This window comes from Acinetobacter sp. ANC_7635 (genome assembly GCF_056779945.1).
The window spans coordinates 242538-269004 of record NZ_JBWYIS010000002.1; the positions used below are offsets into that span (position 1 = coordinate 242538).

Annotated in this window: 23 protein-coding genes and 1 tRNA gene; 18 read left to right on the plus strand and 6 right to left on the minus strand. The window is 37.6% G+C overall.

Annotation, left to right across the window (positions count from 1 at the left end; genetic code table 11):
• The first annotated feature begins 69 nt into the window (after positions 1 to 69).
• The 9 genes from lepA to AC1M89_RS05145 are packed head-to-tail and all read left to right on the plus strand — an operon-like array spanning position 70 to position 7203.
• Positions 70 to 1887, plus strand: a complete 1818-nt coding sequence (gene lepA, locus AC1M89_RS05105) for a translation elongation factor 4 (protein WP_035267184.1) — start codon at positions 70 to 72, stop codon at positions 1885 to 1887.
• 16 nt (positions 1888 to 1903) lie between these two features.
• Positions 1904 to 2758, plus strand: coding sequence for a signal peptidase I (lepB, locus tag AC1M89_RS05110; RefSeq protein WP_481614001.1), 855 nt, complete (start codon positions 1904 to 1906; stop codon positions 2756 to 2758).
• A 25-nt stretch (positions 2759 to 2783) separates the two neighbouring features.
• On the plus strand, positions 2784 to 3158 hold the full coding sequence (locus AC1M89_RS05115; protein ID WP_035267180.1) for a DUF4845 domain-containing protein: 375 nt from the start codon (positions 2784 to 2786) through the stop codon (positions 3156 to 3158).
• Positions 3130 to 3831, plus strand: coding sequence for a ribonuclease III (gene rnc, locus AC1M89_RS05120; protein ID WP_035267179.1), 702 nt, complete (start codon positions 3130 to 3132; stop codon positions 3829 to 3831). The genes AC1M89_RS05115 and rnc overlap by 29 nt, the downstream gene beginning before the upstream one ends.
• Positions 3828 to 4856 carry a GTPase Era gene (era, locus tag AC1M89_RS05125; RefSeq protein ID WP_481614002.1) on the plus strand — a complete coding sequence of 343 codons (1029 nt, stop codon included), beginning with the start codon at positions 3828 to 3830 and terminating at the stop codon, positions 4854 to 4856. Before rnc ends, era begins: the two co-directional genes overlap by 4 nt.
• A 26-nt stretch (positions 4857 to 4882) precedes the next feature.
• Positions 4883 to 5074 carry an NF038104 family lipoprotein gene (locus AC1M89_RS05130; protein WP_180028433.1) on the plus strand — a complete coding sequence of 64 codons (192 nt, stop codon included), beginning with the start codon at positions 4883 to 4885 and terminating at the stop codon, positions 5072 to 5074.
• A 12-nt stretch (positions 5075 to 5086) separates the two neighbouring features.
• Positions 5087 to 5800, plus strand: a complete 714-nt coding sequence (recO, locus tag AC1M89_RS05135; RefSeq protein WP_481614003.1) for a DNA repair protein RecO — start codon at positions 5087 to 5089, stop codon at positions 5798 to 5800.
• Positions 5801 to 5809: 9 nt separating this feature from the next.
• Positions 5810 to 6535: a pyridoxine 5'-phosphate synthase gene (pdxJ, locus tag AC1M89_RS05140; protein ID WP_035267175.1), complete on the plus strand. Its 726-nt coding sequence runs from the start codon at positions 5810 to 5812 to the stop codon at positions 6533 to 6535.
• Positions 6536 to 6549: 14 nt separating this feature from the next.
• A complete protein-coding gene (locus AC1M89_RS05145) occupies positions 6550 to 7203 on the plus strand; it encodes a MiaE family protein (RefSeq protein ID WP_180028430.1) in 654 nt (217 codons plus the stop codon).
• A gap of 87 nt (positions 7204 to 7290) precedes the next feature.
• Here AC1M89_RS05145 and AC1M89_RS05150 read toward each other — a convergent pair.
• A tRNA-Asn gene (locus AC1M89_RS05150) sits at positions 7291 to 7366 on the minus strand.
• A 239-nt stretch (positions 7367 to 7605) separates the two neighbouring features.
• Here AC1M89_RS05150 and AC1M89_RS05155 point away from each other — a divergent pair.
• A complete protein-coding gene (locus AC1M89_RS05155) occupies positions 7606 to 8049 on the plus strand; it encodes a hypothetical protein (RefSeq protein ID WP_481614004.1) in 444 nt (147 codons plus the stop codon).
• Positions 8050 to 8555: 506 nt separating this feature from the next.
• Here the strand turns inward: AC1M89_RS05155 and AC1M89_RS05160 are convergent.
• The gene (locus AC1M89_RS05160; protein WP_035265512.1) at positions 8556 to 9782 is read right to left on the minus strand and encodes a pyridoxal phosphate-dependent aminotransferase; all 1227 of its coding nucleotides are present in this window, start codon (positions 9780 to 9782) and stop codon (positions 8556 to 8558) included.
• Positions 9783 to 9997: 215 nt separating this feature from the next.
• Between AC1M89_RS05160 and AC1M89_RS05165 the strand changes: the two genes are divergently transcribed.
• The gene (locus AC1M89_RS05165) at positions 9998 to 10180 is read left to right on the plus strand and encodes a hypothetical protein (protein ID WP_179997905.1); all 183 of its coding nucleotides are present in this window, start codon (positions 9998 to 10000) and stop codon (positions 10178 to 10180) included.
• A gap of 42 nt (positions 10181 to 10222) precedes the next feature.
• On the opposite strand, the gene AC1M89_RS05170 is transcribed toward AC1M89_RS05165, so the two are convergent.
• The 4 genes from AC1M89_RS05170 to AC1M89_RS05185 form a co-directional block, all read right to left on the minus strand.
• The gene (locus AC1M89_RS05170) at positions 10223 to 13117 is read right to left on the minus strand and encodes a calcium-binding protein (RefSeq protein ID WP_481614005.1); all 2895 of its coding nucleotides are present in this window, start codon (positions 13115 to 13117) and stop codon (positions 10223 to 10225) included.
• Between the two features lie 262 nt (positions 13118 to 13379).
• On the minus strand, positions 13380 to 14822 hold the full coding sequence (locus tag AC1M89_RS05175; protein ID WP_481614006.1) for a sensor domain-containing diguanylate cyclase: 1443 nt from the start codon (positions 14820 to 14822) through the stop codon (positions 13380 to 13382).
• A 145-nt stretch (positions 14823 to 14967) separates the two neighbouring features.
• A complete protein-coding gene (locus AC1M89_RS05180) occupies positions 14968 to 16383 on the minus strand; it encodes a diguanylate cyclase (RefSeq protein WP_481614007.1) in 1416 nt (471 codons plus the stop codon).
• A 76-nt stretch (positions 16384 to 16459) separates the two neighbouring features.
• Positions 16460 to 17245, minus strand: coding sequence for an A1S_2505 family phage non-structural protein (locus tag AC1M89_RS05185; RefSeq protein WP_481608838.1), 786 nt, complete (start codon positions 17243 to 17245; stop codon positions 16460 to 16462).
• Positions 17246 to 17435: 190 nt separating this feature from the next.
• Here AC1M89_RS05185 and uvrB point away from each other — a divergent pair, with 190 nt between their 5' ends.
• The 7 genes from uvrB (at position 17436) to AC1M89_RS05220 (ending at position 26446) form a co-directional block, all read left to right on the plus strand.
• Positions 17436 to 19457 (plus strand): excinuclease ABC subunit UvrB, encoded by a 2022-nt coding sequence (uvrB, locus tag AC1M89_RS05190; protein WP_481591428.1) that lies wholly within the window; start codon positions 17436 to 17438, stop codon positions 19455 to 19457.
• Between the two features lie 122 nt (positions 19458 to 19579).
• Positions 19580 to 20182 (plus strand): lipocalin family protein, encoded by a 603-nt coding sequence (locus AC1M89_RS05195; RefSeq protein ID WP_481591429.1) that lies wholly within the window; start codon positions 19580 to 19582, stop codon positions 20180 to 20182.
• Positions 20183 to 20288: 106 nt separating this feature from the next.
• Positions 20289 to 21233: an EamA family transporter RarD gene (gene rarD / locus AC1M89_RS05200; RefSeq protein ID WP_481613013.1), complete on the plus strand. Its 945-nt coding sequence runs from the start codon at positions 20289 to 20291 to the stop codon at positions 21231 to 21233.
• A gap of 157 nt (positions 21234 to 21390) precedes the next feature.
• Positions 21391 to 23103 (plus strand): hypothetical protein, encoded by a 1713-nt coding sequence (locus tag AC1M89_RS05205; RefSeq protein WP_092767046.1) that lies wholly within the window; start codon positions 21391 to 21393, stop codon positions 23101 to 23103.
• A 245-nt stretch (positions 23104 to 23348) separates the two neighbouring features.
• Positions 23349 to 24806: a glyceraldehyde-3-phosphate dehydrogenase gene (locus AC1M89_RS05210; protein WP_180028420.1), complete on the plus strand. Its 1458-nt coding sequence runs from the start codon at positions 23349 to 23351 to the stop codon at positions 24804 to 24806.
• 189 nt (positions 24807 to 24995) lie between these two features.
• Positions 24996 to 25754 (plus strand): MFS transporter, encoded by a 759-nt coding sequence (locus AC1M89_RS05215; RefSeq protein ID WP_481614008.1) that lies wholly within the window; start codon positions 24996 to 24998, stop codon positions 25752 to 25754.
• Between the two features lie 11 nt (positions 25755 to 25765).
• A complete protein-coding gene (locus tag AC1M89_RS05220) occupies positions 25766 to 26446 on the plus strand; it encodes a hypothetical protein (RefSeq protein WP_481614009.1) in 681 nt (226 codons plus the stop codon).
• The last annotated feature ends 21 nt before the right edge of the window (positions 26447 to 26467 follow it).

Below are 26467 nucleotides of genomic sequence, written 5' to 3' on the forward strand. Positions count from 1 at the left end.
TTTGTTAAACAGCTTTTGCTATGTAGTTTTTATTTCATGCATAGCGCAATTTATTGTTCAAGGTAACCCATGGCGCAAGCTAAAAAATCCGTAAATATCAAAAATATACGTAACTTTTCGATCATTGCTCACATTGATCACGGGAAGTCAACTTTAGCTGACCGTTTTATTCAGACCTGTGGTGGTTTGCAAGATCGCGAAATGCAAGCGCAAGTTCTAGACTCAATGGAGCTTGAGCGTGAGCGCGGGATTACCATTAAAGCTGCATCTGTGACGCTTTATTATACACACCCAAATGGCGAAGAATATCAACTGAACTTTATTGATACACCTGGGCACGTTGACTTCTCATATGAGGTTTCGCGCTCGCTTGCTGCTTGTGAAGGTGCACTTTTAGTTGTTGACGCAGCTCAGGGTGTTGAAGCTCAGTCAGTTGCAAACTGTTATACAGCTATTGAGCAAGGTCTTGAGGTTCTTCCAGTACTTAATAAAATTGATTTACCTCAAGCTGAACCAGAGCGTGTTATTCAAGAAATTGAAGACATTATCGGAATTGAAGCAACTGAAGCACCTACGTGTTCAGCTAAAACTGGATTAGGAATCGAAGGTGTTTTAGAAACACTTGTGAATACCATTCCTGCTCCGACGGGTGACCGTGAAGCGCCGCTTCAAGCTTTAATTATTGACTCATGGTTTGACAACTATCTAGGTGTTGTATCCTTAGTTCGTATTAAGCAAGGTCGTGTGCGTAAAGGCGATAAAATGTTGATGAAATCAACAGGTCAAACGCACATCATTACCTCTGTCGGTATTTTCAATCCTAAACATACAGAAACTGATATTTTAGAAGCAGGTGAAGTCGGCTTTGTGATTGCTGGTATCAAAGATATTTTTGGTGCGCCAGTTGGTGATACGATTACACTTGCTACAACGCCGGAAGTAGAAACTTTACCTGGGTTCAAAAAAGTTAAACCACAGGTATATGCTGGTTTATTCCCAATTGATTCGAGTGAATTTGAACCTTTCCGTGAAGCATTACAAAAACTGCAAATTAACGATTCAGCATTATTCTTTGAACCTGAAAGTTCAGATGCATTAGGATTTGGTTTCCGTTGCGGTTTCTTGGGTATGCTGCACATGGAGATTGTTCAAGAGCGTTTAGAGCGTGAATATGATCTAGACCTGATTTCATCGGCACCGACTGTAATTTACGAAGCTGTCATGAAGAGTGGTGAGACAGTTTATATCGACAGTCCATCAAAAATGCCAGATGGATCTACTGTAGAAGACCTTCGTGAGCCGATCGCAGAATGTAATATCCTTGTGCCACAAGAATATCTTGGCAATGTAATGACGTTGTGTGTTGAACGACGTGGTGTTCAAAAAGATATGAAGTTTATGGCAAACCAAGTAGCCATTACATTTGAGATACCAATGGCTGAAGTCGTGATGGATTTCTTTGATAAATTGAAATCATGTTCACGTGGTTTTGCATCATTAGATTATAACTTCATCCGTTTTGAGTCTTCTTCTCTTGTAAAAGTAGATGTCTTGATCAATGGTGAAAAAGTTGATGCATTGGCAATGATTTGCCACCGTCAAGATGCGCGTCATCGTGGTATTGCACTTGTAGAAAAAATGAAAGATTTGATTCCTCGTCAAATGTTTGATGTGGCGATTCAAGCTGCGATTGGTGCTCAAATTATCGCGCGTTCAACAGTAAAAGCAATGCGTAAGAACGTATTGGCAAAATGTTATGGTGGTGACGTTTCACGTAAGAAGAAACTTCTCGCTAAACAGAAAGAAGGTAAGAAACGTATGAAGCAGGTGGGTAGTGTAGAGATCCCGCAAGAAGCTTTCTTAGCTGTTTTAAAAGTAGAGCGATAACAACAAGGAATATCCCATGGATTTTGATTTTAACCTCATTCTCGTACCTGCAACCCTAATCTTTTTTGGATTATGGTTGCTGGATAAATTGGTGCTCAAACAAAGAGCAACCAAAGGAAAAGGGAATGAAAATTTCATTATTACATGGGCATATGATTTTTGGCCTGTACTTGCAGTCGTGTTAGTGCTGCGTTCATTCTTCTTTGAACCTTATAATATTCCATCTGAATCCATGGTTCCAGCATTGGAAACGGGTGATTATATCTTGGTGAACAAATATCAATATGGTGTTCGTTTACCGATTAGTAACACCAAAGTGTTGAATGTCAATGAGCCTGAACGTGGTGATGTGGCGGTATTTAGATATCCACCAAACCCATCAATTAGCTATATCAAGCGTATTATTGGTTTACCTGGTGATCATATCGTTTTTGAGAATAATCAATTAACCATCAATGGTGAAAAAGTTGTAACGGAATCGGCTGAATTTAATCGTGAAAAAGATGTTTCAGACACGCCAAATTCAATTTATCATTATGAAACTTTAGGTGATCATAAGTATTTGGTTCGTAATTTGGAAGGTCAAAACCCGATTATTGCGCATTTCAATTATGCACAAACCAAAGAAGATCTTCCTTATGTTGCCACTGCGAATGATCGCTTTGTAAGAACAAATGGTCAAAGCTGGGAAGTAACTGTTCCGAAAGGATATTACTTTGCCATGGGTGACAACCGTGATCAGAGTGCTGATAGTCGAATCTGGGGATTCGTACCTGAGGCAAATTTAACAGGACAAGCAATTTATGTATGGATGCATAAAGAAGCTGGTTTGAAGTTGCCATCATTCAGTCGTAATGGTCAAATTCAGTAATCTTCAAATATATGGATAATAAAAAATGCGTAACACTCAACGTGGTGCATCGTATACAGCGATTTTATTAGGGGTAATTGTTGCGGCATTTGGACTTAAAGTGCTCGTAGCATTGTGGCAGCCTTATTGGGATGACCGACTAATCAATCAATTGATTGAAGAACAAGTTGCAATCAGCTCAAAGGCGACAACACCACAACAGTTTGCTTCAACAATGGGGCAGAAATTTAGCATGAACAATATCCGTGACATTGAGTTCAAAGATATTGCGACTGTCAAATCTAAACAAGGTTTACAAGTGACAAAGAAATATGAAGTAAGAAAGCCATTCTTATTTAATATTGATTTAGTCCTCACATTCGAGAAAAGTTTTGATCAAAGGTCAGTTCAAAGTAAGTGATTCTCGCTTACTGAGTCGCATCGGTTATCAGTTTAAGAAAATTGAATTACTTCAACTTGCATTGACACACCGATCGGTTAGCCATAAACATAACTATGAACGCCTAGAGTTTCTAGGCGATTCATTGTTAGGTATGATTATTGCCAATTACCTTTATCATGCTTATCCACATGAAAACGAAGGTCGTCTGACGCGTATGCGAGCTACTTTGGTTCGACAAGAAGCGTTAGGCAAAATTGCAACAGATTTGAAACTTAGTCAGAGTTTAATACTCAGTACTGGTGAATTAAAATCTGGTGGTCATCATAGAGAGTCGATACTCGCTGACACAGTCGAAGCGATTATTGGTGCAATCTATACTGATAGCCAAGATTTAAAGTTGTTAGAATCAATTGTGTTGAAATGGTATGAACCTTATTTAGATCATATTGAACCAACAGATCAATTGAAAGATCCTAAGTCCCGTTTACAAGAGTATCTTCAAGCTCGTAAAAAACCTCTCCCAGTGTATGAGGTTGTTGATATTCAGGGTGATGCACCCAACCAACATTTTAAAGTGGAATGTATGGTTGAAGGCTTGCCAAAATGTATGGGTGAGGGTTCAAGTCGTCGTTTTGCTGAGCAAGCAGTAGCGGCGGAAATTTTAAAATTTTTGGAGCAAAAGTCTTCATGACTACTCATTCCGATCACATCGATGCTGATCACGAGTCGCAAGACAGCGGCAATGATTTAATCAATCAATTTTTTAGTTCTCAAGGTACTACAATTCCCTCAGACTACAAAAGTGGCTTTGTAGCAATTGTAGGTCGTCCGAATGTAGGTAAATCTACATTAATGAACCATATTTTGGGTCAGAAGCTTTCGATTACGTCTCGTAAGCCTCAAACAACTCGACACAAGATTGTGGGTATTGATACGCGTGAGAAATCTCAGGCAGTATTTGTTGACACCCCTGGAATGCATAAGAAAGAAGTCCGTGCTATCAATAAAATGATGAATCGTGCAGCTCATTCAGCCTTGCGTGATGTAAATCTTGTACTGTTTGTTGTAGACGCTGACAAATGGACTCAAAATGATGAATTAGTCCTTGAGAAGCTCAAAAATGCCGAAATGCCTGTCATCTTGGTCATTAATAAATTGGACACATTTGAGAATAAAAATCAGGCATTACCACTAATTCAAGAACGTACTAAATTAATGAATTTTGCTGAGATCGTTCCGGTATCGGCATTGCGTGGCGCTAACCTTGATCATCTTCGTGATACGATCGAAAAATACTTACCGTTTCAACCACCATTGTATGCACTAGATCAACTCACAGATCGTTCTGAACGCTTCTTAGCTTCTGAAATTATTCGTGAAAAAATCATGCGTCAACTGGGTGAAGAGCTTCCATATGATTTAACGGTTCAAATTGAATCGTTTAAAACAGAAGAAGCGACTCTAAATGAGAAAACTGGTCGTCTGAAGCCCGCTTGTACCTATATTGATGCTACGATTTTTGTTGATCGCCCTGGGCAAAAAGCTATTGTCATCGGTGAAAAAGGATCAAAATTGAAAAAAATTGGTATGGATGCACGTGCTGATATGGAAAAAATGTTCGAAGAAAAGATCATGCTCACCCTTTGGGTTAAAGTCAAAGGCGGTTGGTCTGATGATGAGCGTGCATTAAAAAGCCTAGGATATAGTGATATCTAAGGATTAAACGGTTATAGGAGCTGATGATGATGAAGATGGTTGCGATAATTGTATGTGCTTTGGTTTTACAAGGTTGCATTCATAAAGTTGTCACAGTTCCTGTAAAAGTTGCGTATAAAACCACCAAAGGAGTCGTCAAAGGTACTGCAGCAGTAGTTGGGGCTGTTATTCCCGATGGTGATGACGATGATGAAAAAGAACTAAAGAAAGATAAATAATAAGATTAGTCGATGCGAAATGAACTTTTGCATGGATACTTAATCCATCATCGAAAGTATCGAGAGCGGAGTCATATTGTCCATTTATTCACTGAAGAGTATGGACGAGTTGACGGCATACTAAGACAACCTCCACCACCGCAATATCAGCCTATCGCACTCCAAGCGACAGGTAAGTCTGAATTAAAAAATTTCACAAAATTAGAAATTGTTAATCATCCTATTTTTTTTCATGGAGATGCATTCTTTTCAGGATTTTATTTAAATGAAATCTTATTGAGATTATGTCCATTAGAAGAGGCAATGCCAGATACTTTTGCACAGTACCACAAGACATTAGAAAGTTTACAAAAATTAGCTCAACATTCAAATCCTAACGAATTCTTGAAGCAAATTCTTCGTCAATTTGAATACGTACTTCTAGAAGAGCTTGGTTATGCGATTGATTACTCGATAGATGCACACCAAAATGAAATATTAACTTCACAAAAATATCAATTTCAATTAAATGAAGGATTCGTACCAGTTCATTATTTAAGCGCTGCTACATTGACAGGTGAGCAAATTCGAAGCATGTTAAATTATGAAAATGGTACAGATTTCAACGCTGAACAGTTACAATTACTGAATAAATTATATCGTCAAATGATTACTTCATTATTGGGTGATCGCCCACTAAAAAGTCGTCAATTGTGGATTCAAAACGCTCAATCAAAATCAAATTAGGAAAATGTTATGGCTGCATTGCTTGGTGTGAACATTGATCATGTTGCAACTCTAAGACAGGCTCGAGGCACACGCTATCCGGATCCAGTACAGGCAGCACTAATTTGTGAAGAGGCTGGGGCTGAAGGCATTACATTGCATTTACGTGAGGATCGTCGTCATATTCATGATGATGATGTCCGTCGCATGCGCCCTGTACTTAAAACACGCATGAACCTTGAAATGGCAGTGACAGATGAGATGGTGGCATTTGCTAAAGAAATAAAGCCGCATCACGTGTGTTTTGTGCCTGAAAAGCGTCAAGAAGTCACGACCGAAGGTGGCTTAGATGTTGTTGGTAATTTTGAGGCTGTTAAGTCTGCTACACAGGAATTAGCAGCGATTGGATGTGATGTATCGTTATTTATCGATGCTGATATTGAACAAATTGATGCTGCAATTGCCTGTGGTGCGCCAACTATTGAGATTCATACAGGTGCTTATGCAGATGCTGAAACAGAAGAAGCACAGCAGGTAGAGTTACAACGTATTATCCGTGGAACAGAATACGCTGCTGCTAAAGGTTTGGTCGTAAATGCTGGGCATGGACTTAATCTTGACAATGTTGCTCCTATTGCAGCAATTCCTCAAATACACGAATTGAATATTGGACATTCTCTGATTGCCGATGCTGTTTTCAAAGGACTTACGCAAGCAGTTCAAGATATGAAAGCAGCAATCAAAGCTGCACGATAAGATTGATGAGTACTATGTCAAATATTGATTATGATGAATTAATGAAGCCTGTCATAAGCTTCCTTGGTTGCGAAACTCCACAAGCTTGGTTAGATGAGGCTGTAAATAATCTTGATATTTTGATGCAAGATCATGCGAACTGTGAAAAGAAAGCAGCCAGTACAGCCATGAATCTCATGTTTAGATACAGCTTTTTTGTAGATTTACAAGTTAAGCTCGCTCAATTAGTGCGTGAGGAAATGCTGCATTATGAGCAGGTTTTAGAGTTTATGAACAAGCGCGGGCAGCAATGGGTCGGTTTAAGTGCTGGGCGTTATGCGGGTGGCTTACGCAAAGAAATTCGGACGTATGAACCAGAAGCGCTAATTGATGTTTTAATTATTGGTGCGTTTGTGGAAGCACGCTCATGTGAACGTTTTTATGCATTAGCGCCTAGAGTCGATGAGGAATTAGGGCGCTATTATCGCTACTTACTAAAATCTGAATCACGCCATTATGAGGATTATTTGGCTCTAGCTCTGGATGTGGCTAAAACTGCGAAATTGAAAGATCCTGAGGAGGATATTCAAAGTCGTATAGAGCACATTCGTGAAGTTGAAAAGCAACTCATCTTAACACCTGATGAAACCTTCCGTTTTCACAGTGGAGTTCCAGCAAAAGCAGCTTAAAATATGGTTGAGAAAATCCTCCCAAGTGGGGGATTTTTTTGGCATAAAAAAAAGCCCAAGTCTTAAACGCTTGGGCTTTTTTGTATTTGGCTCTCCAACCTGGGCTCGAACCAGGGACCTGCGGATTAACAGTCCGTCGCTCTACCGACTGAGCTATTGGAGAATCTGAATGCGATTATAAGGGGATTTAAGATTGGGTCAAGTGTAAATTGCCATACAATTGTCACTTTTGAGCCGCATGTTGTTTATTTGCTCAAATAAAATGTTTTTTTTAAATTTACTTGCCAATTTAGAATGAGCTTGTTAGATTTATTTAACAACAGAGCGCTTGAAACAGAGTTTTAAGCAGTGTGGATTTATACCAACTTGCCAGCACTAAATGGCTAAAATAGGAGAAAGCGAATGAATACGCTTACCATTTCTCAGATCTTTTCTAATCTTGAGTTCTATAAACAAAATTACCTGTCTATCTTGAATTCGCCTAGTTCTTATTTCATTGAAGTCGAGGGCGCGGTAATTGATGTATTTCCTTTTAAAAAACATCATCTGGTTTTGGGTGAGCTATTACAGCTGTGGTTTTCTGAAAAATGGTCTGTTGATTACGATCAATCATGCACGCTTGAACAATATTTGGCAGCAAATGACTTAACACTTAACATAAATAAACTCTATATCTACTCCATAAAAGGGAATGCCATTCTTGGCACGAATAAATCGTTTGCTTGGGTAAATGAGTCGAATGCGGTGAGCGAGATTTTATTAAAGTCACCACTTAAATATTATGTTGAATGCCTAAGTTGTTCTCGTCCTTCAAAGCATTTGTTTAATAAACAGCTTGCAGTTTAGGCAAATTTTCACAAGTCAAATCTGAAATTGTTGAATGAATTGATTTTTTTTAAATATAGTCCAAGTTAGCCTGTGTCATTTTATCTTCTTTAGTAGGGTGAATTGGTGTTTCTAGAAGTTTTTTTTTATTAATTAAATCCTATATTGTGGTTGCTTAGATCGGTTTTATCTTCTATATGATGGTGCAAAGCATATCTATAAATGGGATTTTTCAGTGATAAATATGATCTTTCAGAATGAGCTATCGATACTATGAATAGTGTTTAAATTTCAATATTTTCAATATTCTATTTGGATCACTGTTGGATCATGTTTGAGTTGCTTTTTAAAAAATCTCTGACTTTTATCCAATCCTAAAAGCACACTTTTTTCGCTTCAGTGAGAGAGCGTATTAACCAAAAGGTTTTATGTTGCGTATTGGGTTATGTAGGTGCATGAAGGGGTTTAGATTTAATAAAAAAAAACCCGCGAAAATCGCGGGTTTTTGATCTGATTAATTTATCAGATTATTTTTCAGCTGCGATAGAAGCAATTGCTGCATCTACGCCTTCGATTGAGTCAGCTGCTTTTTTGATACGTGCAAGCGCATCAACCAATACTTCATCTGCTGTTGCATATGAAATACGCATATAACCGCCTAAACCGAATGCATCACCAGGAACAACCGCAACACCAGTTTCTTCCAATAACCATGCAGAGAATTCTGTGCAAGATTTTAAACCTTTTGCACGGATCAATGGACGAATGTTTGCATAAGCATAGAATGCACCGTCAGCAGGTAAGCATGTAATGCCTTTGATATCATTCAAGCCATTAACAACCAAATCATGACGGCGTTTGAAAGCTTCAATCATTGGTTTAAGTACATCTTGAGGACCATTCAATGCAGCTTCTGCCGCAACTTGCGAAATTGAAGTTGGGTTAGAAGTAGATTGTGATTGAATTTTCTTCATTGCGCCGATTAATTTAGCAGGACCTGCTGCATAGCCGATACGCCAACCTGTCATTGCATATGCTTTAGATACACCGTTGAGAACGATTACGCGATCGTAAAGATCTGGTGCAACTGTAGCAATGTTATAAAACTCGTCGTCCCAACGAATTGGTTCGTACATATCATCAGAAGCAACATATACTTCAGGATATTTACGGAGAACTTCAGCTAATGCTTCTAATTCTTCTTTGGTATAAATCATACCTGTTGGGTTAGAAGGGCTGTTTAAAACAACTAGGCGAGTTTTATCAGTAATTGCAGCTTCTAATTGAGCTGGTGTGATTTTGAAACGTTGTTCTTCACCACATTTAACAATAACTGGCACACCTTCTGCGATGATCACCATATCTGGATAGCTTACCCAGAATGGAGCAGGGATGATTACTTCATCGCCTTTATTTAACAATGCAAGCGCAAGGTTAAAGAATGATTGCTTACCGCCACAAGAAACGAGAATCTGGTTAGCAGCATAATCAAGGTTATTATCACGTTTTAATTTAGCGATAATTGCTTTTTTAAGACCTGGCGTACCGTCAACTGCGGTGTATTTAGTAAAACCGTTGTTAATCGCTGCAATTGCTGCATCTTTGATGTGTTGTGGTGTATCGAAATCCGGTTCACCTGCACCTAAACCAATAACGTTTTTACCAGCAGCTTTAAGTTCTGCAGCTTTATTGGTCACAGCAAGCGTTGGGGACGGTTTGATGGCATTGACACGATCAGAGAGACGTACGTCCACGGCAGTATTCCTTCTTATAGGGATTAAAAAATAAAAAGCACACTATCTTAGCTTAAATTGAATGTTTTAGTCGTCCAATATCTAGGCAAATTAGCAAAAAATCACGAAATTCATCGAATTTTAATGCAATGATACATATCCATATTAAACAACGTGGGTCGCATAAAAAAACAAATTTCCGTACAATAGCGTTAGATTGAAATGAGTGGTCTCAAATGAGTTCGGAAAATTCTCCCAAAAAGAAGCCTGTAGTGAATCTTCCATTTCCTATCAAGCAAGTGAATGACGCAAAGCAAGCTGATGAAGAAATCGAAGATCTACGTCCAAAGCCTCAGCGCTATGCTGATCGCACATGGATGCCGCCACGTGGTACACGTCGCTCAATGGGTAAAAGATAAAAAAATAGGTGCTTTAAGCACCTATTTTTTTGCGGGAAAGAATTACACGTAACTTAAGCTTTGATCTAGAGTCAGTAAGTTGAATGTAGAACCGTCTTTAAATACGATTGATTCAACTTGATGTGCTTCACCTTTTGCCCAATCTTTAATAGTGATTTGATCAGAAGAATCTTTAAGTTTGATGATACGATCATTCCCAGAGTCTTGAACGAGTAAATCATCAATTGAGATACCAGCACCAAATTGAATGGTATCTTGACCACCTTTTTCATAGATTGTATCTACTCCAAAGCCTTGATCAAAATAGTATGTCTCGTTACCAAGATCGCCATACAATTTGTCATTACCAATACCACCATTTAAGATGTTAATTAGACCCCCGTTTGCGATTAAGGTGTCATCTCCAGCGAGGCCTTTTAATTCGTTATTTACGAATTTGCTACCTGTGATAATGTTGTCAGATTGGTTACCCGTACCACTTTGTTGAATTTCTGATCCAGCAATCAAAAGTTCTTTGATTGGATTGATCAGCGTAAGGTTTTCAACATTTTCAGTTAATTGATACTGATCTGCAGAACTTATGACGGTGTCTGTACCTTCATAGTTGTGTTCAAGTACGAAATCATATTTTGATTGCACATAATAGGTATCGTCACCACGACCACCTACAAGGACATTGATGCCTTCACCACCTTTAAGAATGTCATTGCCCCAACCACCAAAGAGCAAGTCATCACCTTTACCACCTACAAGCGTATCATTGCCGACACCGCCTTTAATGATGTCATTACCATCTTTACCATTTAAGGTACGTCCTAAAACTGAGTAAGTGGTAATAATGTTGATGTTAGGGTTAAATAAGTTTGTCGCTACTGCTACAGAACCAGCTAAATCACCTGCATATGCGTAAGCAAGTTGAGTCAATGTATTTACAAGTTGATCACGTGAAGAGAAGCCATCATCAAATATTTCACCTTTGATGAATTGTCCAACGAAGTTTAAGCCCTCAGTCACGATTTGATTCACAACATCAAAGATACTCGCACCAGCTTTTAAGTTCGCTTTAACCACATCACCTAATAGCTCTAAATACCAAGTAAACGGACGGCTATCACCACCGTTCAATTGTGAAGTATCCACACCTAAATAGTGATCAAGAATACTTAATGGTGTGATACCTGTCCAATCACCTAGCTCGCCACCCAAGTTTTCAAGAGCTTGAGTTGCATCCATAAGTACCAATCCAAACTTACCATCAGAGCTTGGTAAATATCCTGCTGGAACAACAGTCTCGCCATCAGCATTTTTAACGCCATTCAAGAAATTGTCAGCTAAAGTTTTGATCAATACATTTGATGCTTGCCAGAATTGTTCATCCGTAATATAGATGCCTTTATCTGCGAGTGATTTACCTGTTCCTAAGCGAACGTATTGATAAAGGAAGCTCTGAGGATCAGCTATTGCAACAGCTTCAGCAACTTTTAACCAGTTTTTAGTACCCTGATCAACTGCATCATTTGATGCTAAATCTTCTTTGATCACGGTATAAATAGGGCGCCAGAAATTTTTACCTTGTAAAGAACCAGTTGAGATAAACTTGTTATATAGTTCTTGAACTTGTTTAAATGCAGATTCACTTACACGGTAACTTAATTGATTGTCAATTTTGTAGAATTTAGGACGACCGTCATCTGATGGATTAGATTGATCTGGTTGTTTTGGTTGCCCCCATTCTCGATCAAAATGTGAGTCTGAAGGTGGAAGAGTGGCACCAATATCCTTACCAATATTTACGATAATGTCTGAAATTTGATCAATGATTGCATCACCGGCTTTATGAATTTCTTCGAAACCAGGAATGAATTTATCACCAACTTTAACCAATGGCGCAACGCTATCTAATAAATCATTCACGATGCCATCTTTGCCGATAATCAAATTACCAATTAGTTCACTTGGAATTTTTAAAATTGAATCAAGGCTAAGTTCGCCATCTTTCCATTCATTTTTGTGGTGTGTATCTTTTGCTTCTACATTTGAGCCGAGGGCCTCACCAGCACCACTGAGTAAATTCGATGCTGCATCGATAATGCGGTCACCTAACTCATGAACAACTTCAAATGGTTTACCAAGTAGAGCATTACCTGCTAGGCCAATAGGCGAAGCCACATCTAAAACTGTATTGACTAAATTTGCTGTCGTGACTAAACCATTACCTAGTAACTGAGCTGGAATAGAAAGTACTGAGCTAAATTTGAAATCAGGAACATAATCGAAAATAGGTTCAAGTGCATTTTCAACTTGATTTGCAACTGTATTCACAATTGATTTTAGGTTTTCAGTAGCTGATGGAAGCTCTTGAGACCATTCATTATCATAATGAGTATCTTTAGGTTCAATTGTCCCGCCAATCGCTGAGCCAATGTCATTAGCCACATCAGAGACAGCATCAATAATCGTATCACCAGCTTTATGAACAACATCAAAACCAGGGATAAGCGCATTTCCTGCAATAGCAATCGGTGCAGCAGCATCAAGAATATCATTGGCAATATTGGTTGCACCGATAATGGTGTTTCCAATTAAATCCTCAGGAAGGCTTAAAATGTTATCTAAGCTGAGTTCTTTGTCTTCCCACTCATTTTTATGATGAGTGTCATTCGGTTCGATGGTTGCACCAAGTGCTTTACCCACTGAATTCACTGCATCTGAAGCTGCATCAATAATTTTATCACCAAGTTCGTGCACTGCTTCGAAAGGTTTGCCAAGTAAAGCATTACCTGCTAAACCAATAGGAGATACTACATCAAGAACAGTATTCACAGCATTGGTGGCAGCGATTAGACCATTACCAACGAGTTGAGCTGGAATTGAGAGAACTGAACTTAATTTAAAGTTAGGTAAGTAATCGAATGATTTATAATTGAACAAAGCCATTGTTATAGTCTCTTATAAAAATAAAGTGTTTTTAATCATTGTTTGTGATTAAAGTGTGATGAGAATCACATTTTATTAATTTAAAATCAATTGCTTTTGTTAGACAAGATCATGAATTTTTTGTCATAATTTAATGAAAAATATAGTAAAGCTTATATGAGAACTGAATAAGATTGATTTTTTTCAAAAAAAAACACCAGTGCAATGACTAGTGTTTCAAGGGCAAATAAAATGTATGATCTAAAAATATAAATATTGTAAACTATTGATTTTTATTGGATAAATATTTGTAGTATTGTCTCTTGTGATCATACATGGATTGATCTGCACGCTTTAACATATCCTCAATTGTTTCATTCTCAAGGCTTGTAGCAAATCCCATTGATGCACTGATGATATGGTTAGAATAATATTGATTATCGATATTCAATAATTCTTGAATGGTCAAAATCGTCGACTGAACGGTAGTTTCATTTGCACCTTGCATCAGGATAACAAATTCATCACCTCCAATTCGAGAGGCTGTATAACTGGTATTGTGAATCGTTCTACTTAAGATATTACCCATTCTGCGTAAAATCTCATCACCTACATCATGACCAAATTGATCATTAATCGGTTTAAGGCCATTCATATCTAGAAAAATTGCAGAAACTGGGCGAATAAGTGCGCGTTCCAATCGATGGATTTCTTCAGTGTAGAACGAGCGATTTTTGAGTTTTGTTAAAACGTCGTGTTTACCTAAATATTCTAAATAGCTCTCAGCTTTTTTTCGCGCTGTAATGTCCGTTAGGGCAAGTTGTACAAGTCCCCAATCTTCTTCATAACCTGGAAACACAGTGAATTGAAGTAAAACATATCGAATTGAACCATCCAAAGCATAGTTGATCGCTTCACGACTATGATGAATTTTCCCATTCCATAGTTCGATCAATTGTTCCTTAAAAGTTTGATGCATTTCTTTCGAGAAAACTTTTTTTAGATTTTGAAATAAATCTGATTTCGTCGATGCCTTGAACAAATCCAATGTTGCTTGGTTGACGTCTAGTAATACAATGTCTTCAATGCATTGTTTTACGAAATCCTGATGGACATCTAAAAAAATTCTGAAATCATCAATACCAATTGATTTAAGATGATCGAGTCTTAATTTAATGCGACTAAAGTCTTCAACCCATAATGATGTGGGTGAATAACTAAATCTTGCTTCAGCTAATCGACGATTTTTTTCTTCTAAACGCCGAGCTTGCATATAACCACTAATATCTTCTGTAGTAAGCAAAATACGGTCTAAACTTTGTTCCGAACCAGGTAAAACGACAGCTCGCAGTTTTATGTCTAAGGGTTGACCACTCAGGGTGAAATTAGTGGTTGTACTTGTAAACTCTAATTCACCCTTCCAAAGTGCAACTAATTCCGCTACATGTGCATCAAACATTTGATGTTGGAAAATGGTGCTTAAATTTTGTGTGAGATGTTTAAGGCTTTGTGCTTCAAAAAGATCGAGAGTTTTTTGATTTACTTTAACAATCTTAATTTGATGTGCGCATAAAGTCACAAGATCTGGATTTTGCTGCAGATGTAAAGCTAAATCAGTGACCCCATCACTACGCCATTGGTTAAAGATGGTTTGAATGGCACTAAAATCTTCCAACCACATTGGGATAGGAGATAAATCAAAAATTGATGAATCAAGTATCTCCATAACTATCCTTGAACTTTTCTTTTAAAACAATAAATTGTGGATAATATAGCACTAAATTATTTTGATATAAAATTCAAATTTTTTATTATTTACGTGATTTAAGACACTTTTTTAAGCTAAGCTAACATTGAGCTAAATCCTATGCTTAATTCGTTAGATTTTTATTTTGGTAAAAATGATGCTTGTTAATATACATGCATTTATCTGCACGGCGTAACATATCTTCTAAGGTTTCTCCTTTAAGTCTTGTGGCATGTCCGAGTGAAACGCTGATAGAAAGATGAGGGTGATCTAGATTATGTTGATGTATTTGACTTTCAAGATCATGAACTAGGATTTTAACTTGCTCAACATCGGCATGAGGCATTAACAATACAAATTCATCACCACCTATCCTAGAAATTGAAAAATCTTTTTTGTGGGTGACAAATTGAAGAATTTCGGCAAAGTTTTTTAGATACTGATCACCGACATCATGTCCGAACTGATCATTGATGATTTTTAAACCGTTCATGTCAATGTAAATACAAGACACTGGATAGAGATCAAGTTGCTCAATCCGTTCAATTTCTTCATTAAAAAAAGTTCTGTTATGTAAATCCGTTAAAATGTCATGTTGACCCAAATAATGTAAGTGATTTTCTAATTTTTTTCGCTCAGTGATATCTGTAAGGGCGACTTGTATCACCGCCCAATCATCTAAATTATGTGGAAAAATATTTAATTGTTCTAAAACGAAGATTTGTTCTCCATTCGCGTTGTAGAAACTACTTTCTCGCTGTTGATATTCTTCATGATTCCACAATTGTAGTAACTGGCTTTTAAAATTTTCCAAACGTTTAATATCAAATAAATCATGAGAATGATGTAAAAATTGAGATTTATCTTTCACAGCAAAAAGTTTGAGCGCCGCTTCATTGACATCAATGAAATTTATTTGCTCAAAGCATTCCACAACAAATTCTGGATGTTGATGAATGTGTTGGTCTAAATTCTCAATGTTTTGCAAACGGAGCAGCTCAAATCTTTTTTTAATTTGGCTAAAATCCATGATCCATAGTGCTGTTGGATTATAAGTAAATAAAGATTCGGCAAAATGACGTGCTTTTTGATATTGGGAAATATCTTCGGTGGTCATGAGTAGGCATTTCCAATTATCCTCATAACCTTTTAATTTCATACCGCGTAATTGAACATCTAAACGCTTTCCATTGGTCGTATAATTGATCACTGGAATATGATGTTCAGTATTTTTCCAAAGTGATACGAAAAATTGGATTTGGAAAGTGCTGACTTCAGGATGAAGGAACTTCTGAAAACTTTCTAAAATTTCTTCTAAGTTTTTTGCTTCATACAGTTTAAGCGTACTTTGGTTAACACGTAAGGTATGAATCGTACTCAAGCAAAGGTGGAGACGACTGTGATCCTCCATCAAATATGCTTCAATATCTTCAATACCTTCAGCAGTCCATTGTTCAAAAATTTGTTTAACACCGCTGAAGTCTTGTAGCCACATCGCAATTGGAGATAAATCAAAGATGGTCAGATCTAAATGATCCATAGATGCGAGCCTTGGTGTTTAAAATTCATTCATTTATACAATATAAGTGAATGAATCTTATAAAATCAACATCTTATTAAACTGATTTTTTTGCTCGATGCTCAGGTTTTGGCGCAGAAATTGACTTAAGCCCTTGCCAAACATCAACAAAATCTTGTTCATTCATTTGGTAGAGTTCAAGTAAAGCCAATACCACACCACCCATCATGAATGCACGATCGGACTTAGGTTCATATTGGAAGGTTTGATCTTTTAGATGATAGAGGATATCTTCGATTTCAAATATGCGTTCACGTCCATTACTGTCCACGGGGAACATCGGCGTTTCGATCAAAATATTGGCTAGTTTCTTTTCAGATTCATTTAAATTAAGTTGCTCAAATGCCGTTTCTAAAGAATCTGCGAACAGTAGTTCGGAAGAAAAAATGGCATGTAATAAAGGTTGGCTTAATTTAGGAAAGGTTCGTTCAACGAAAGGTTTAAATGAAATCGGGAAAATCACATTTTTTGATATACCTTTGAACATGGGTGCTATTTCAGCAACTTTGTAACCTGCTACACCACAACCAACGGCTGTAATAAAATACTTAATCTTGGGGTGGTTTTTTGTATAGATCTTAAAATCATTGATGTAGTGTTCAATCTGGGATAGAGGCATTTGTTGCAAATGCTCATTCATGGTGGGTATTGCATAGCTCTGTCCAGCCCAGCCGCGGCCAGCACCTTTAACCGCACCGAAATGTTGAAGTGCAATTTTTGCAGCACCACCTGCATGCGTGCCTGCTAAATTACTACCAAATACAAATACTGTATCTTCATTTAAACTGTTGATAATCGTTTCATCGTGATATTGGTAAGTCATAGTTTTTTACATCAACATGCAATTTAAGTTCATGGTGCAATTGATTGCTGTAAGGGTCAAGTAAAATTGATTGAATTTATGGTTTTCACCCTCATCATCAGATGAGTAAATCATAAAGATTTGAGCAAGCAAGCCATGCATTACCAGTGTTATTGCATATTTTTATCATCTGTATAGCGAGAATTATCGAGTGAGTGACAGTCGTCCATTTGAATTAGTAACTAATTACGAGCCTGCAGGAGATCAACCTCAAGCAATTGAGAAACTTGTTAAAGGAGTACAACAAGGTTTTAAGGATCAATTGCTATTAGGGGTAACAGGCTCTGGTAAGACCTATACGATGGCGAATGTGATTATGCAATTACAACGTCCTACTATTGTAATGGCACACAACAAAACCCTTGCGGCTCAACTCTATGGAGAATTTAAAGCTTTTTTTCCACATAATGCTGTTGAGTATTTTGTAAGTTATTACGATTACTATCAGCCAGAAGCATACGTACCATCATCTGATACTTTTATTGAGAAGGATTCTGCTATTAATGATCACATCGATCAGATGCGGTTGTCCGCAACGCGTGCTTTGCTTGAGCGTAAGGATGCCATTATCGTTGCTTCGGTGTCCGCCATTTATGGTTTAGGTGATCCTAACGCATATATGAATATGCTCTTACATATTGTGACAGGTGATCGAGTCAGCCGTGATGAGTTGATTCGTCGATTGGTAGAAATGCAATATACGCGTAATGAACTCGAATTTTTACGAGGTACTTATCGAATTCGTGGAGAAATTCTTGATATTTTCCCCGCAGAGTCAGAACAAAATGCAGTGCGGATTGAGCTATTTGATGATGAAGTGGATTCGATCCGCTGGTTTGATCCTTTGACTGGAAAAATGATTCGTAAAGTCCCACGAATCACGATTTATCCTAAAAGTCACTATGTGACGCCTAAAGATAACTTGCAGCGTGCCATCGAAACGATTCGTGAAGAACTCAAAGAGCGCTTGGCATATTTCAGAGCTGAAGATAAATTGCTTGAAGCTCAACGTATCGAACAGCGTACTCGATATGACCTTGAGATGATGCAACAGCTTGGTTATACCAATGGTATTGAGAATTACTCGAGACATTTATCAGGTCGACCAGCTGGAGAGGCCCCGCCAACGCTTTTCGACTACTTGCCTGAGGATGCATTACTTATTATTGATGAATCGCATGTTACGGTTCCTCAAATTGGTGCGATGTATAAAGGAGATCGATCACGTAAAGAAAATCTAGTGAATTATGGTTTCCGCTTGCCAAGTGCATTGGATAATCGACCAATGAAGTTTGAAGAGTGGGAACGTATTATTCCTACTACAATTTATGTCAGTGCGACGCCTGCCAATTATGAATTAGAAAAATCAGAACAAATTGCCGAGCAGGTGGTGCGTCCAACAGGTTTGATTGACCCCGTTATTGAGATTCGTCCAGTATTGACTCAGGTGGACGATGTCCTTTCGGAGATTAATCAACGTAAAGATAAAAATGAACGTGTCTTGGTCACAACGTTAACCAAACGCATGGCTGAAGATTTGACGTCATATTTAAAAGAGTACGGGATCAAAGTGGCTTATCTGCACTCTGATATCGATACTGTTGAACGTGTGAAGATCATTCATGAATTACGAACAGGTGTCTACGATGCATTGATTGGAATTAACTTACTCCGTGAAGGTTTAGACATGCCTGAGGTATCTTTAGTCGCAATTTTAGATGCCGACAAAGAAGGCTTTTTACGCTCAGAACGTTCACTTATCCAAACCATTGGTCGTGCTGCTCGAAATGTTGAAGGAAAGGCTATTTTATATGCAGATCGGATTACGGATTCAATGCAAAAAGCAATTGATGAAACGGAGCGTCGCCGTACCAAACAAATTAATTTTAACTTAGAACATGGCATCACTCCGCGTTCAGCAGTCCGCCAAGTCATCAAAGAAATTGATACTGGTGAAGAGTATGATGATGAGTCAATTGATGAGAGTGTATCGGGACAAGCACGTGCATTAAGTGCGGATGAGCGCCATATAGTTTCCGATCCAAAACTATTGGCAAAACATTTGGCTAAATTAGAGAAGGAAATGCTCAAAGCTTCGAAAGAGCTTCAGTTTGAGCAAGCAGCGCGTTTCCGTGATGAGATCGTGCGTTTAAAAGCACAGTTAATTCAGTGATTTAATTTACAGAAAACACTGTAAAATCATCACATAACGTAACATTAAGCCGAAAAATAACCGTTATTGTTGAAGAGTAAATTAATACTCACAAACAAATTCAATAAATAGGGGTTATTTAGATGATCAAGAATCTCCCATCAGCTGGTTTCAATGTTAGCAAGATTGTATTGGGTGGTGCCTTATTGGTTGGTTTAGGGGCAGCAACGATGGTTTATGCTCAGGACAAGCCACTCAATACTGTTGAAAAAGTTGAACTCGATAAATACTTAGGTGTTTGGTATGAAGTAGCACGTAAGCCACTTTATTTCCAAAACAAGTGTGATCGTGATGTGACTGCGACATATACATTAAATGAAAATGGTAATGTCAATGTTGATAACCGTTGTTTTACTGCTGACGGTAAAGTTACTCAGTCAGTGGGTGAGGCATTTGTACAAAATCAGCCATTTAATACAAAATTGAAAGTTAGTTTCTTGCCGAGTGCTATTCGATGGTTACCAGTTGGTCGTGGAGATTATTGGGTGCTGAAACTGGATGAGGATTATCAAACTGTACTTGTGGGTGAGCCTAAACGTAAGTATATGTGGGTGCTTTCTCGCACGCATAATCCTGATCAAGCAGTTGTGAATGAGTATCTTGATTATGCTAAATCCGTTGGTTATGACTTAAGCGATGTGATACGTACAAAGCAAACGGGTCAAGCACCTGGTTCAACAAAATAATGTTGAAAATGATGAGAACCACGCTAAGGCGTGGTTTTTTTATGCATCAACATCTATTGCTACGAATTCTAGCTATAATATCGTTTGGTAAAATTTAGGTTCAGATATGTTAAAAGGTATAGCATTGTCAGTTATGGCATCAGTGACATTTGGGGTGCTATATTTTTATACGTATTTTCTTAGACCACTAGACAGCGAGCAAACCTTTGCTTGGCGAATGTTAGCCACGTTACCTTTCTTAACGCTGTTTATGTGGTGGTCGGGTGATCTAAAATATGTTCGAGAAATTTATAATAAAATTTGCAAACAACCATCTATTTTAATTTGGCTCTTGATCAGTTCATTTTTGTGTACAACTCAACTCTGGTTATTTTTGTGGGGGCCAATCAATGGTCGGGGGCTTGAGGTTTCTTTAGGATATTTTTTGTTGCCTCTGGTGATGGTTCTCTTTGGTTGCGTTCTTTACAAAGAAAAGCTCTCAAAGTGGCAAATTGCAGCTGTGTTTTTTGCAATTCTTGGTGTCAGCCATGAAATCTGGCGCATCGGTACTGTGGCATGGGAGACCATGTATGTTGCTGTGGCTTATCCGATCTACTTTTTTTTAAGAAGAAAATTTGGAACAGATCATTTAGGTGGATTCTGGTGGGATTTATTGCTGGTGATTCCAGTTGCTATTTTTCTAGCATTTTTTTATTCAAACACATTGCCCCTGATTATTGAGTTTAAATATCTCATTTTAGCCGTACTAGGTTTAGGTTGCTTAAGTGCCTTAGGGCTTGGAAGTTACATCTTGGCGAGCAGATATCTTCCATTTGTGATTTTTGGGTTATTGAGTTATTTAGAGCCGATTTTGTTGGCAGGAGCATCAATGGCAATGGGTGAACGCGTGGAAGCAGGAGAATGGTTGACTTATATTCCAATTTGGTTTGCTGTATTGCTCCTTATTTTGGAGGGTGCAATTTATCTCTATCGTCAAAGAAGAACTGAAAAGTTACTTCAATATCAACATAAGAAACTACAATCGCGTCTAGCCCAAAATGATGAGCACTAAGTTTCATATCATTACATAAGGATGAGTTGTACATAAGAGTTTTTGACTGAATGATAAGAATAATTACTTATTCTTTAAAAATATTTGTGACACAATTAACTAAAATATAAAAATGTGATAAATTTATTAAATCAATAATAATTCTAATTTAACAATCATGATTCAGTACCAAACAAGAGCAGCATTATTACAGATGGAGCCTAGTCTGGATTTAAACTGGCAAAGACTCTTAGAGCGTATATTTCAACATTCTGATAGTGATGTTCGCGAAGAAATTGATCGTCAAATTCTAAAACCTAAAGATATATTTTGGAATCGTGTGAATAACACGTTCGAATATAAAGTCACGACGTCGCTGGGAATTTTAAAGCACAGTTTTTCTAGTGAAAGAATGCGCTCCATTGCAGCAAAGTTATGTCAATCTATCCAATGGTTGAAGGAGATGACGGATTGCGTACAAGTGGCGGACTATTTGGAAAATGCGCTGTATCAAATTGACCAGATTGCTGTTGAGGACAATTTAAAATTACAACGCGAAAAAATGTTAATGCGTCGGGTTTTTTTGCAAGATGTTGCTAAGTTAATTCGTGAATTAAATCTTGAAACACCAGTTGGAGCTCGTCAGTTAACTTCAGCTCAGATTAAGAGCTTTATGATAGAAGTATTTATTAAGCAACAATTATTGGGGTATTGGTTTAAACCCCTTCTACCTAGAAGCTCATCGATCATGGAGCATCCTTTTTTTGCACAATGGTTGCTGAAAGAACAGTCCATTCGACACTTTGATATTGTTAAAACCTCTGAATTTCTATTCGTCATCGCACCAACCAGTCAGTTTGAACAGAATCCATTTTCGATCCGTCGTTTTTTATTTGAAGATCGAATGGAATACAACCAGCAAATTTATCTCAATGGGTTGGTTTTGGATATGCGCCGTTACAATGAAGAGGGGTATATCAAACAGTTTATGGAACACGTGCAGATGATGGTTACTATTCAGCATCAAGTGCATAAAGATGTCATTCAAATTGTGCAAGAATTTGAAGATGTTGCTGAACAGAAGATATTACCGCTTTTGACACAAAATTTAGGGATGGCTGGAAGTAATAGTGATTTTGTAGCCAAACAGCATTTACGGAAGATTGAGCAAGCATTGACTGTCGAATTGCTACAACCTCTCGTGGTGGCTTTAGAACAGCATTTATCACATATTGAAGAATATGAGCATCTGTTTAAAAGTGTGCATCGCATATTTTCAGATATTCTGGCGAATTATAAAGATTTTAAACAACAGCCTTCATTATTTTTTAATTCCTCAGTTCAATTGTTTGAATACAAGTTGTTAGCCTATTTAAAACTACTTGAAAAGCGTAAAGATGAAATATTTGTACCATTGAATATGTATGAGCGTGGAGTCATGCATGAGCGCTCCAAGAAACCGTTAAATGCATTACAAGAAGATTTAAGCCAACATATTCAAGATTACCGAGAAATGCTGTCTCATACGATGCGTTTGAAACGAGATTATGCTGAAGTTCAAGGCTCATTTTTAAAAAGAATGGTGGCTGGAGAAAAGTTAGAAAAAGAACTTCAACAAACTTCATTGGCCATGGTGAAAATCAAGAAGCAGGCTTATCTAGATATTTTAAGTGTGCCTAAAAACTATCGAAAATATAGTGTATTTATTGAATTTGAAAGTTTTTCAGCTACAAGTGAGTTTGAACGACATTATGCATTCCCTTCGGGGCAAAATGGTTTAACTAAGCTTCCAGTATTGGTCAAACTCCCAGAAAACTTAGAAGATTTTAATTTAGAAGATTTAAATATGATGTTGAGTCAGGATATTTCGGCTTCACCAGTATTTAGTTGAACAGGATGTAACTCAGTGACGAAATTGGATTTGTAGGCTTAATGATCAGTATTTGATATCTAAATGAAATCATTTATCCAAAAAATTATTTTGTAATTCAATTGCTAAAATATATTTTTTACAAAGAGAAAATTGCTTTAGTAAAAAATAAAACGAGTTTTCATTTCAACTCTGAGTTAATTCCTTTACAATTATGGGGTTTTGAAATTTATGCTTAGATTTACAATTAATTAGAGGACGTATCTGTGAGCAAAGACACTATCGTTGCCCTACATGCAGAGCACCAAGGTCGCTGGAAAAACCGTGAAGAACTCGCGGAACGTATGATTGCCCTTGTTGGTCAGTTATACCGTGAAAAAAACATCGTAGCTACAGTATACGGTCGCTCTTTAATTAACCGCTCGGTTATCCAAATTCTTAAAGCTCATCGTCGTACACGTGTTTTAGACGTTGAACTTTCTGCTGTAGATACTTTCCCAATCCTCGAAGCATTGGTTAAAGTACAAAATATCGGCACAGCTGAAATCGATTTAGGCAAACTTGCTGTAGAATTTAAAGCAAAAGGTGGCGATGTAGATGCATTCGTTGCTGACGCTGTTAAATCACTACAAGGCAATGCTGCATCTGTTGAGCATAAAGATGTTGTGCTTTATGGTTTTGGTCGTATTGGTCGTATCCTTGCACGTCTTATGATTGGTCAGTCTGGTCTTGGTCGTGGTCTAAATCTTAAAGCGATTGTTGTTCGTAAATCATCAGATGGTGATTTAGAGAAACGTGCTTCTTTACTTCGTCGTGACTCTATTCATGGTCCATTTGCAGGTACGATTTCTGTAGATGAAGAGAACGAAGCAATTATTGCGAATGGTCAATTCATCAAAGTGATCTATGCATCTAATCCATCAGAAGTGGATTACACTGCATATGGTATTGAAAATGCATTGGTGATTGACAACACTGGTAAATGGCGTGACGCTGAAGGTCTTGCTCAGCACCTTAAATGCCCAGGCGCTGCACGTGTAATTTTAACTGCACCTGGTAAAGGTGATATGAAGAACGTTGTGTTTGGTGTTAACCAAGCTGACATTCTTGATGAAGATACAATCATCTCTGCTGCAAGCTGTACTACAAACGCGATTACACCGACGTTGAAAGTACTTCATGACAAATATACAGTGATTAATGGTCACGTTGAAACAGTTCACTCATTCACGAATGACCAAAACTTGATCGACAACTACCATAAAGCTGACCGTCGTGGCCGTGCTGCAACGTTGAACATGGTGATCACTGAAACGGGTGCTGCTAAAGCAGTTGCTAAAGCACTTCCAGCGCTTAAAGGCAAATTAACTGGTAACTCTGTACGTGTTCCAACACCTAACGTGTCTTTAGCAATCCTTAATCTGACTTTAGATAAAGAAGTTGATCGTGATGAAGTGAACGAATATATTCGTCAAATTTCTATCAACTCTAATCTACAAGGTCAAATTGGTTATACAAACTCTACTGAAGTTGTATCATCTGACTTTATCGGTTCACGCACTGCAGGTGTTTTTGATGCGCAAGCAACAATTACGTCTGGTAACCGTTTAACAGCATATGTATGGTACGACAACGAAGTAGGTTATAGCTGCCAAGTTCTGCGTATTGCTGAACAAATGGGCGGCGTAAGCTATCCAAAAGTTCCTGCTGAAACAAATGCATAATTTGTAAGACATAAAAAGAGCCTCTTTCGAGGCTCTTTTTTATTTGCCTAAATTTACGTAATTAAGACTTTAGAGCAATATGGTTTCTTCAAAATAAGTGGTTTAATATTGAAAAATTGTGTATTTGTTCACATAAAATATGGATTGTGAGCAGGTGATTAAAAAAATAAGTGTTAAAGGATTATATTTTTGCGCATCAAATATCTTGTCATTGGCTTCGTGCTGATTGCTTTGGCTGCCGCGAGTGGTATAGCAATTGCCTTATGGGTTTTTCAACATTTTAAAATTTACATTCCACTTGAAGATCAAGCCGTGAATATTGATCTTCAAGAGCCATTGCAAGCGAAAGTTCAAATCCATGATGCTTTGGATGTGAATGTGACAGGTCGTGTGAAAACGACCATTCCTATACGTGAAAATCTTTCTATTCCTGTACAACAAACATTGGATCCTATGGTTCATTTCGACAATCAAGTACCAATTAAAACGGTTATTCCAGTCCGTGAAAATTTGATTGTGGATCAAAATTTAGCAGTAGATACTAAAGTTAAGGTTCGCATTTTGGGCAAAGATATTACACTGCCATTGAAAGGGACGATTCCAATTAAACTTGATGTACCTGTTGAAATGGATGTTCCCTTAGATCAAATGGTTCACTTGAAATTTCAAGCACCTGTTCAAGCGGATTTAAAAGAGAATCTACGCATCCCATTAAATAAGGATTTAGATGTGGATATACCAGTACAAGGTCATTTGAATGCACCAATTAAAACTGCGTTAGAGGCTTCAGTCAACGTACAAAATACTTTGCCAATTAAAATACAAAAAGGTGAGTTGGTTATCCCACTCAATACCTTAACATTACAAAAAAATCAAAAAGTGGAAGCAGCATCACCCATTAAAGTTCAGAAGGATGATCAATCTGCTGAATCGGTGAAAGCCCAGTGAGCTCGAGAAGCATGAGTGCTAAAAAAATCGTGGGATATGGTTCGCTCTTGTTTATTATCGTGGCAAGCATTGTCGCCGTAGGTTTTTGGCTATATCTCAATATTCAAGCATCCATTCAAGTCACTGCGAAGAATGCAAGTGTACAATTATCAGAATCATTGCCGACCAAAATTGATGTTGGGAATTATCTTGAGGTACAAGCGATTGGTGCGCTAAATACACAAATTAAAGTGCAGGAAAATATTGATTTAGATTTGCAGGGTAAATACAAAACCAATCTCAAGTTTAAAGTCGAAGTCCCTGTTTCTGTGAGTGTGGATTATCAAACGAAAGTAAAAATCGATCAAACGATTCCAATTAGTGCAACAACAGATTTGGTGTATAAAACACGACTTTTACCTAAATTTCCGTTAAATTTAGATTTGCCTATTCAGCTTGAAGTTCCATTTCATTTAAAGCGTACTTATCAGGTTCCGATTACGATTGATTTTGATGGTCCTGTCTATTTAGATTTGCATGAGCAGCTTGATGTGGATATTGATCATGTTTTCAAACCGGTATTGCATTTAAATGATCCAATTTTGATGAAGGATATATCTAGTTTTAGAGCAACAATGTATAACTTGGAGCGAGAAACAAAGGCGAATTTAGATATGAACTTGGATTTACCCCTTCGCAATATTAAAAAGTAAAAACTCCCCTTTAAGGGGAGT

What these genes read in the sequence shown, in the direction of transcription:
- recO (WP_481614003.1), top strand. Translation starts at nt 5,087, where the DNA reads ATGCGAAATGAACTTTTGCATGGATACTTAATCCATCATCGAAAGTAT.
- pdxJ (WP_035267175.1), top strand. Translation starts at nt 5,810, where the DNA reads ATGGCTGCATTGCTTGGTGTGAACATTGATCATGTTGCAACTCTAAGA.
- lepB (WP_481614001.1), top strand. Translation starts at nt 1,904, where the DNA reads ATGGATTTTGATTTTAACCTCATTCTCGTACCTGCAACCCTAATCTTT.
- AC1M89_RS05185 (WP_481608838.1), bottom strand. Translation starts at nt 17,245, where the DNA reads ATGACTTACCAATATCACGATGAAACGATTATCAACAGTTTAAATGAA.
- AC1M89_RS05205 (WP_092767046.1), top strand. Translation starts at nt 21,391, where the DNA reads ATGATTCAGTACCAAACAAGAGCAGCATTATTACAGATGGAGCCTAGT.
- lepA (WP_035267184.1), top strand. Translation starts at nt 70, where the DNA reads ATGGCGCAAGCTAAAAAATCCGTAAATATCAAAAATATACGTAACTTT.
- AC1M89_RS05195 (WP_481591429.1), top strand. Translation starts at nt 19,580, where the DNA reads ATGATCAAGAATCTCCCATCAGCTGGTTTCAATGTTAGCAAGATTGTA.
- AC1M89_RS05145 (WP_180028430.1), top strand. Translation starts at nt 6,550, where the DNA reads ATGTCAAATATTGATTATGATGAATTAATGAAGCCTGTCATAAGCTTC.
- AC1M89_RS05220 (WP_481614009.1), top strand. Translation starts at nt 25,766, where the DNA reads ATGAGTGCTAAAAAAATCGTGGGATATGGTTCGCTCTTGTTTATTATC.
- AC1M89_RS05170 (WP_481614005.1), bottom strand. Translation starts at nt 13,117, where the DNA reads ATGGCTTTGTTCAATTATAAATCATTCGATTACTTACCTAACTTTAAA.
- AC1M89_RS05180 (WP_481614007.1), bottom strand. Translation starts at nt 16,383, where the DNA reads ATGGATCATTTAGATCTGACCATCTTTGATTTATCTCCAATTGCGATG.
- era (WP_481614002.1), top strand. Translation starts at nt 3,828, where the DNA reads ATGACTACTCATTCCGATCACATCGATGCTGATCACGAGTCGCAAGAC.
- AC1M89_RS05175 (WP_481614006.1), bottom strand. Translation starts at nt 14,822, where the DNA reads ATGGAGATACTTGATTCATCAATTTTTGATTTATCTCCTATCCCAATG.
- rarD (WP_481613013.1), top strand. Translation starts at nt 20,289, where the DNA reads ATGTTAAAAGGTATAGCATTGTCAGTTATGGCATCAGTGACATTTGGG.
- AC1M89_RS05155 (WP_481614004.1), top strand. Translation starts at nt 7,606, where the DNA reads ATGAATACGCTTACCATTTCTCAGATCTTTTCTAATCTTGAGTTCTAT.
- AC1M89_RS05130 (WP_180028433.1), top strand. Translation starts at nt 4,883, where the DNA reads ATGATGAAGATGGTTGCGATAATTGTATGTGCTTTGGTTTTACAAGGT.
- AC1M89_RS05115 (WP_035267180.1), top strand. Translation starts at nt 2,784, where the DNA reads ATGCGTAACACTCAACGTGGTGCATCGTATACAGCGATTTTATTAGGG.
- AC1M89_RS05165 (WP_179997905.1), top strand. Translation starts at nt 9,998, where the DNA reads ATGAGTTCGGAAAATTCTCCCAAAAAGAAGCCTGTAGTGAATCTTCCA.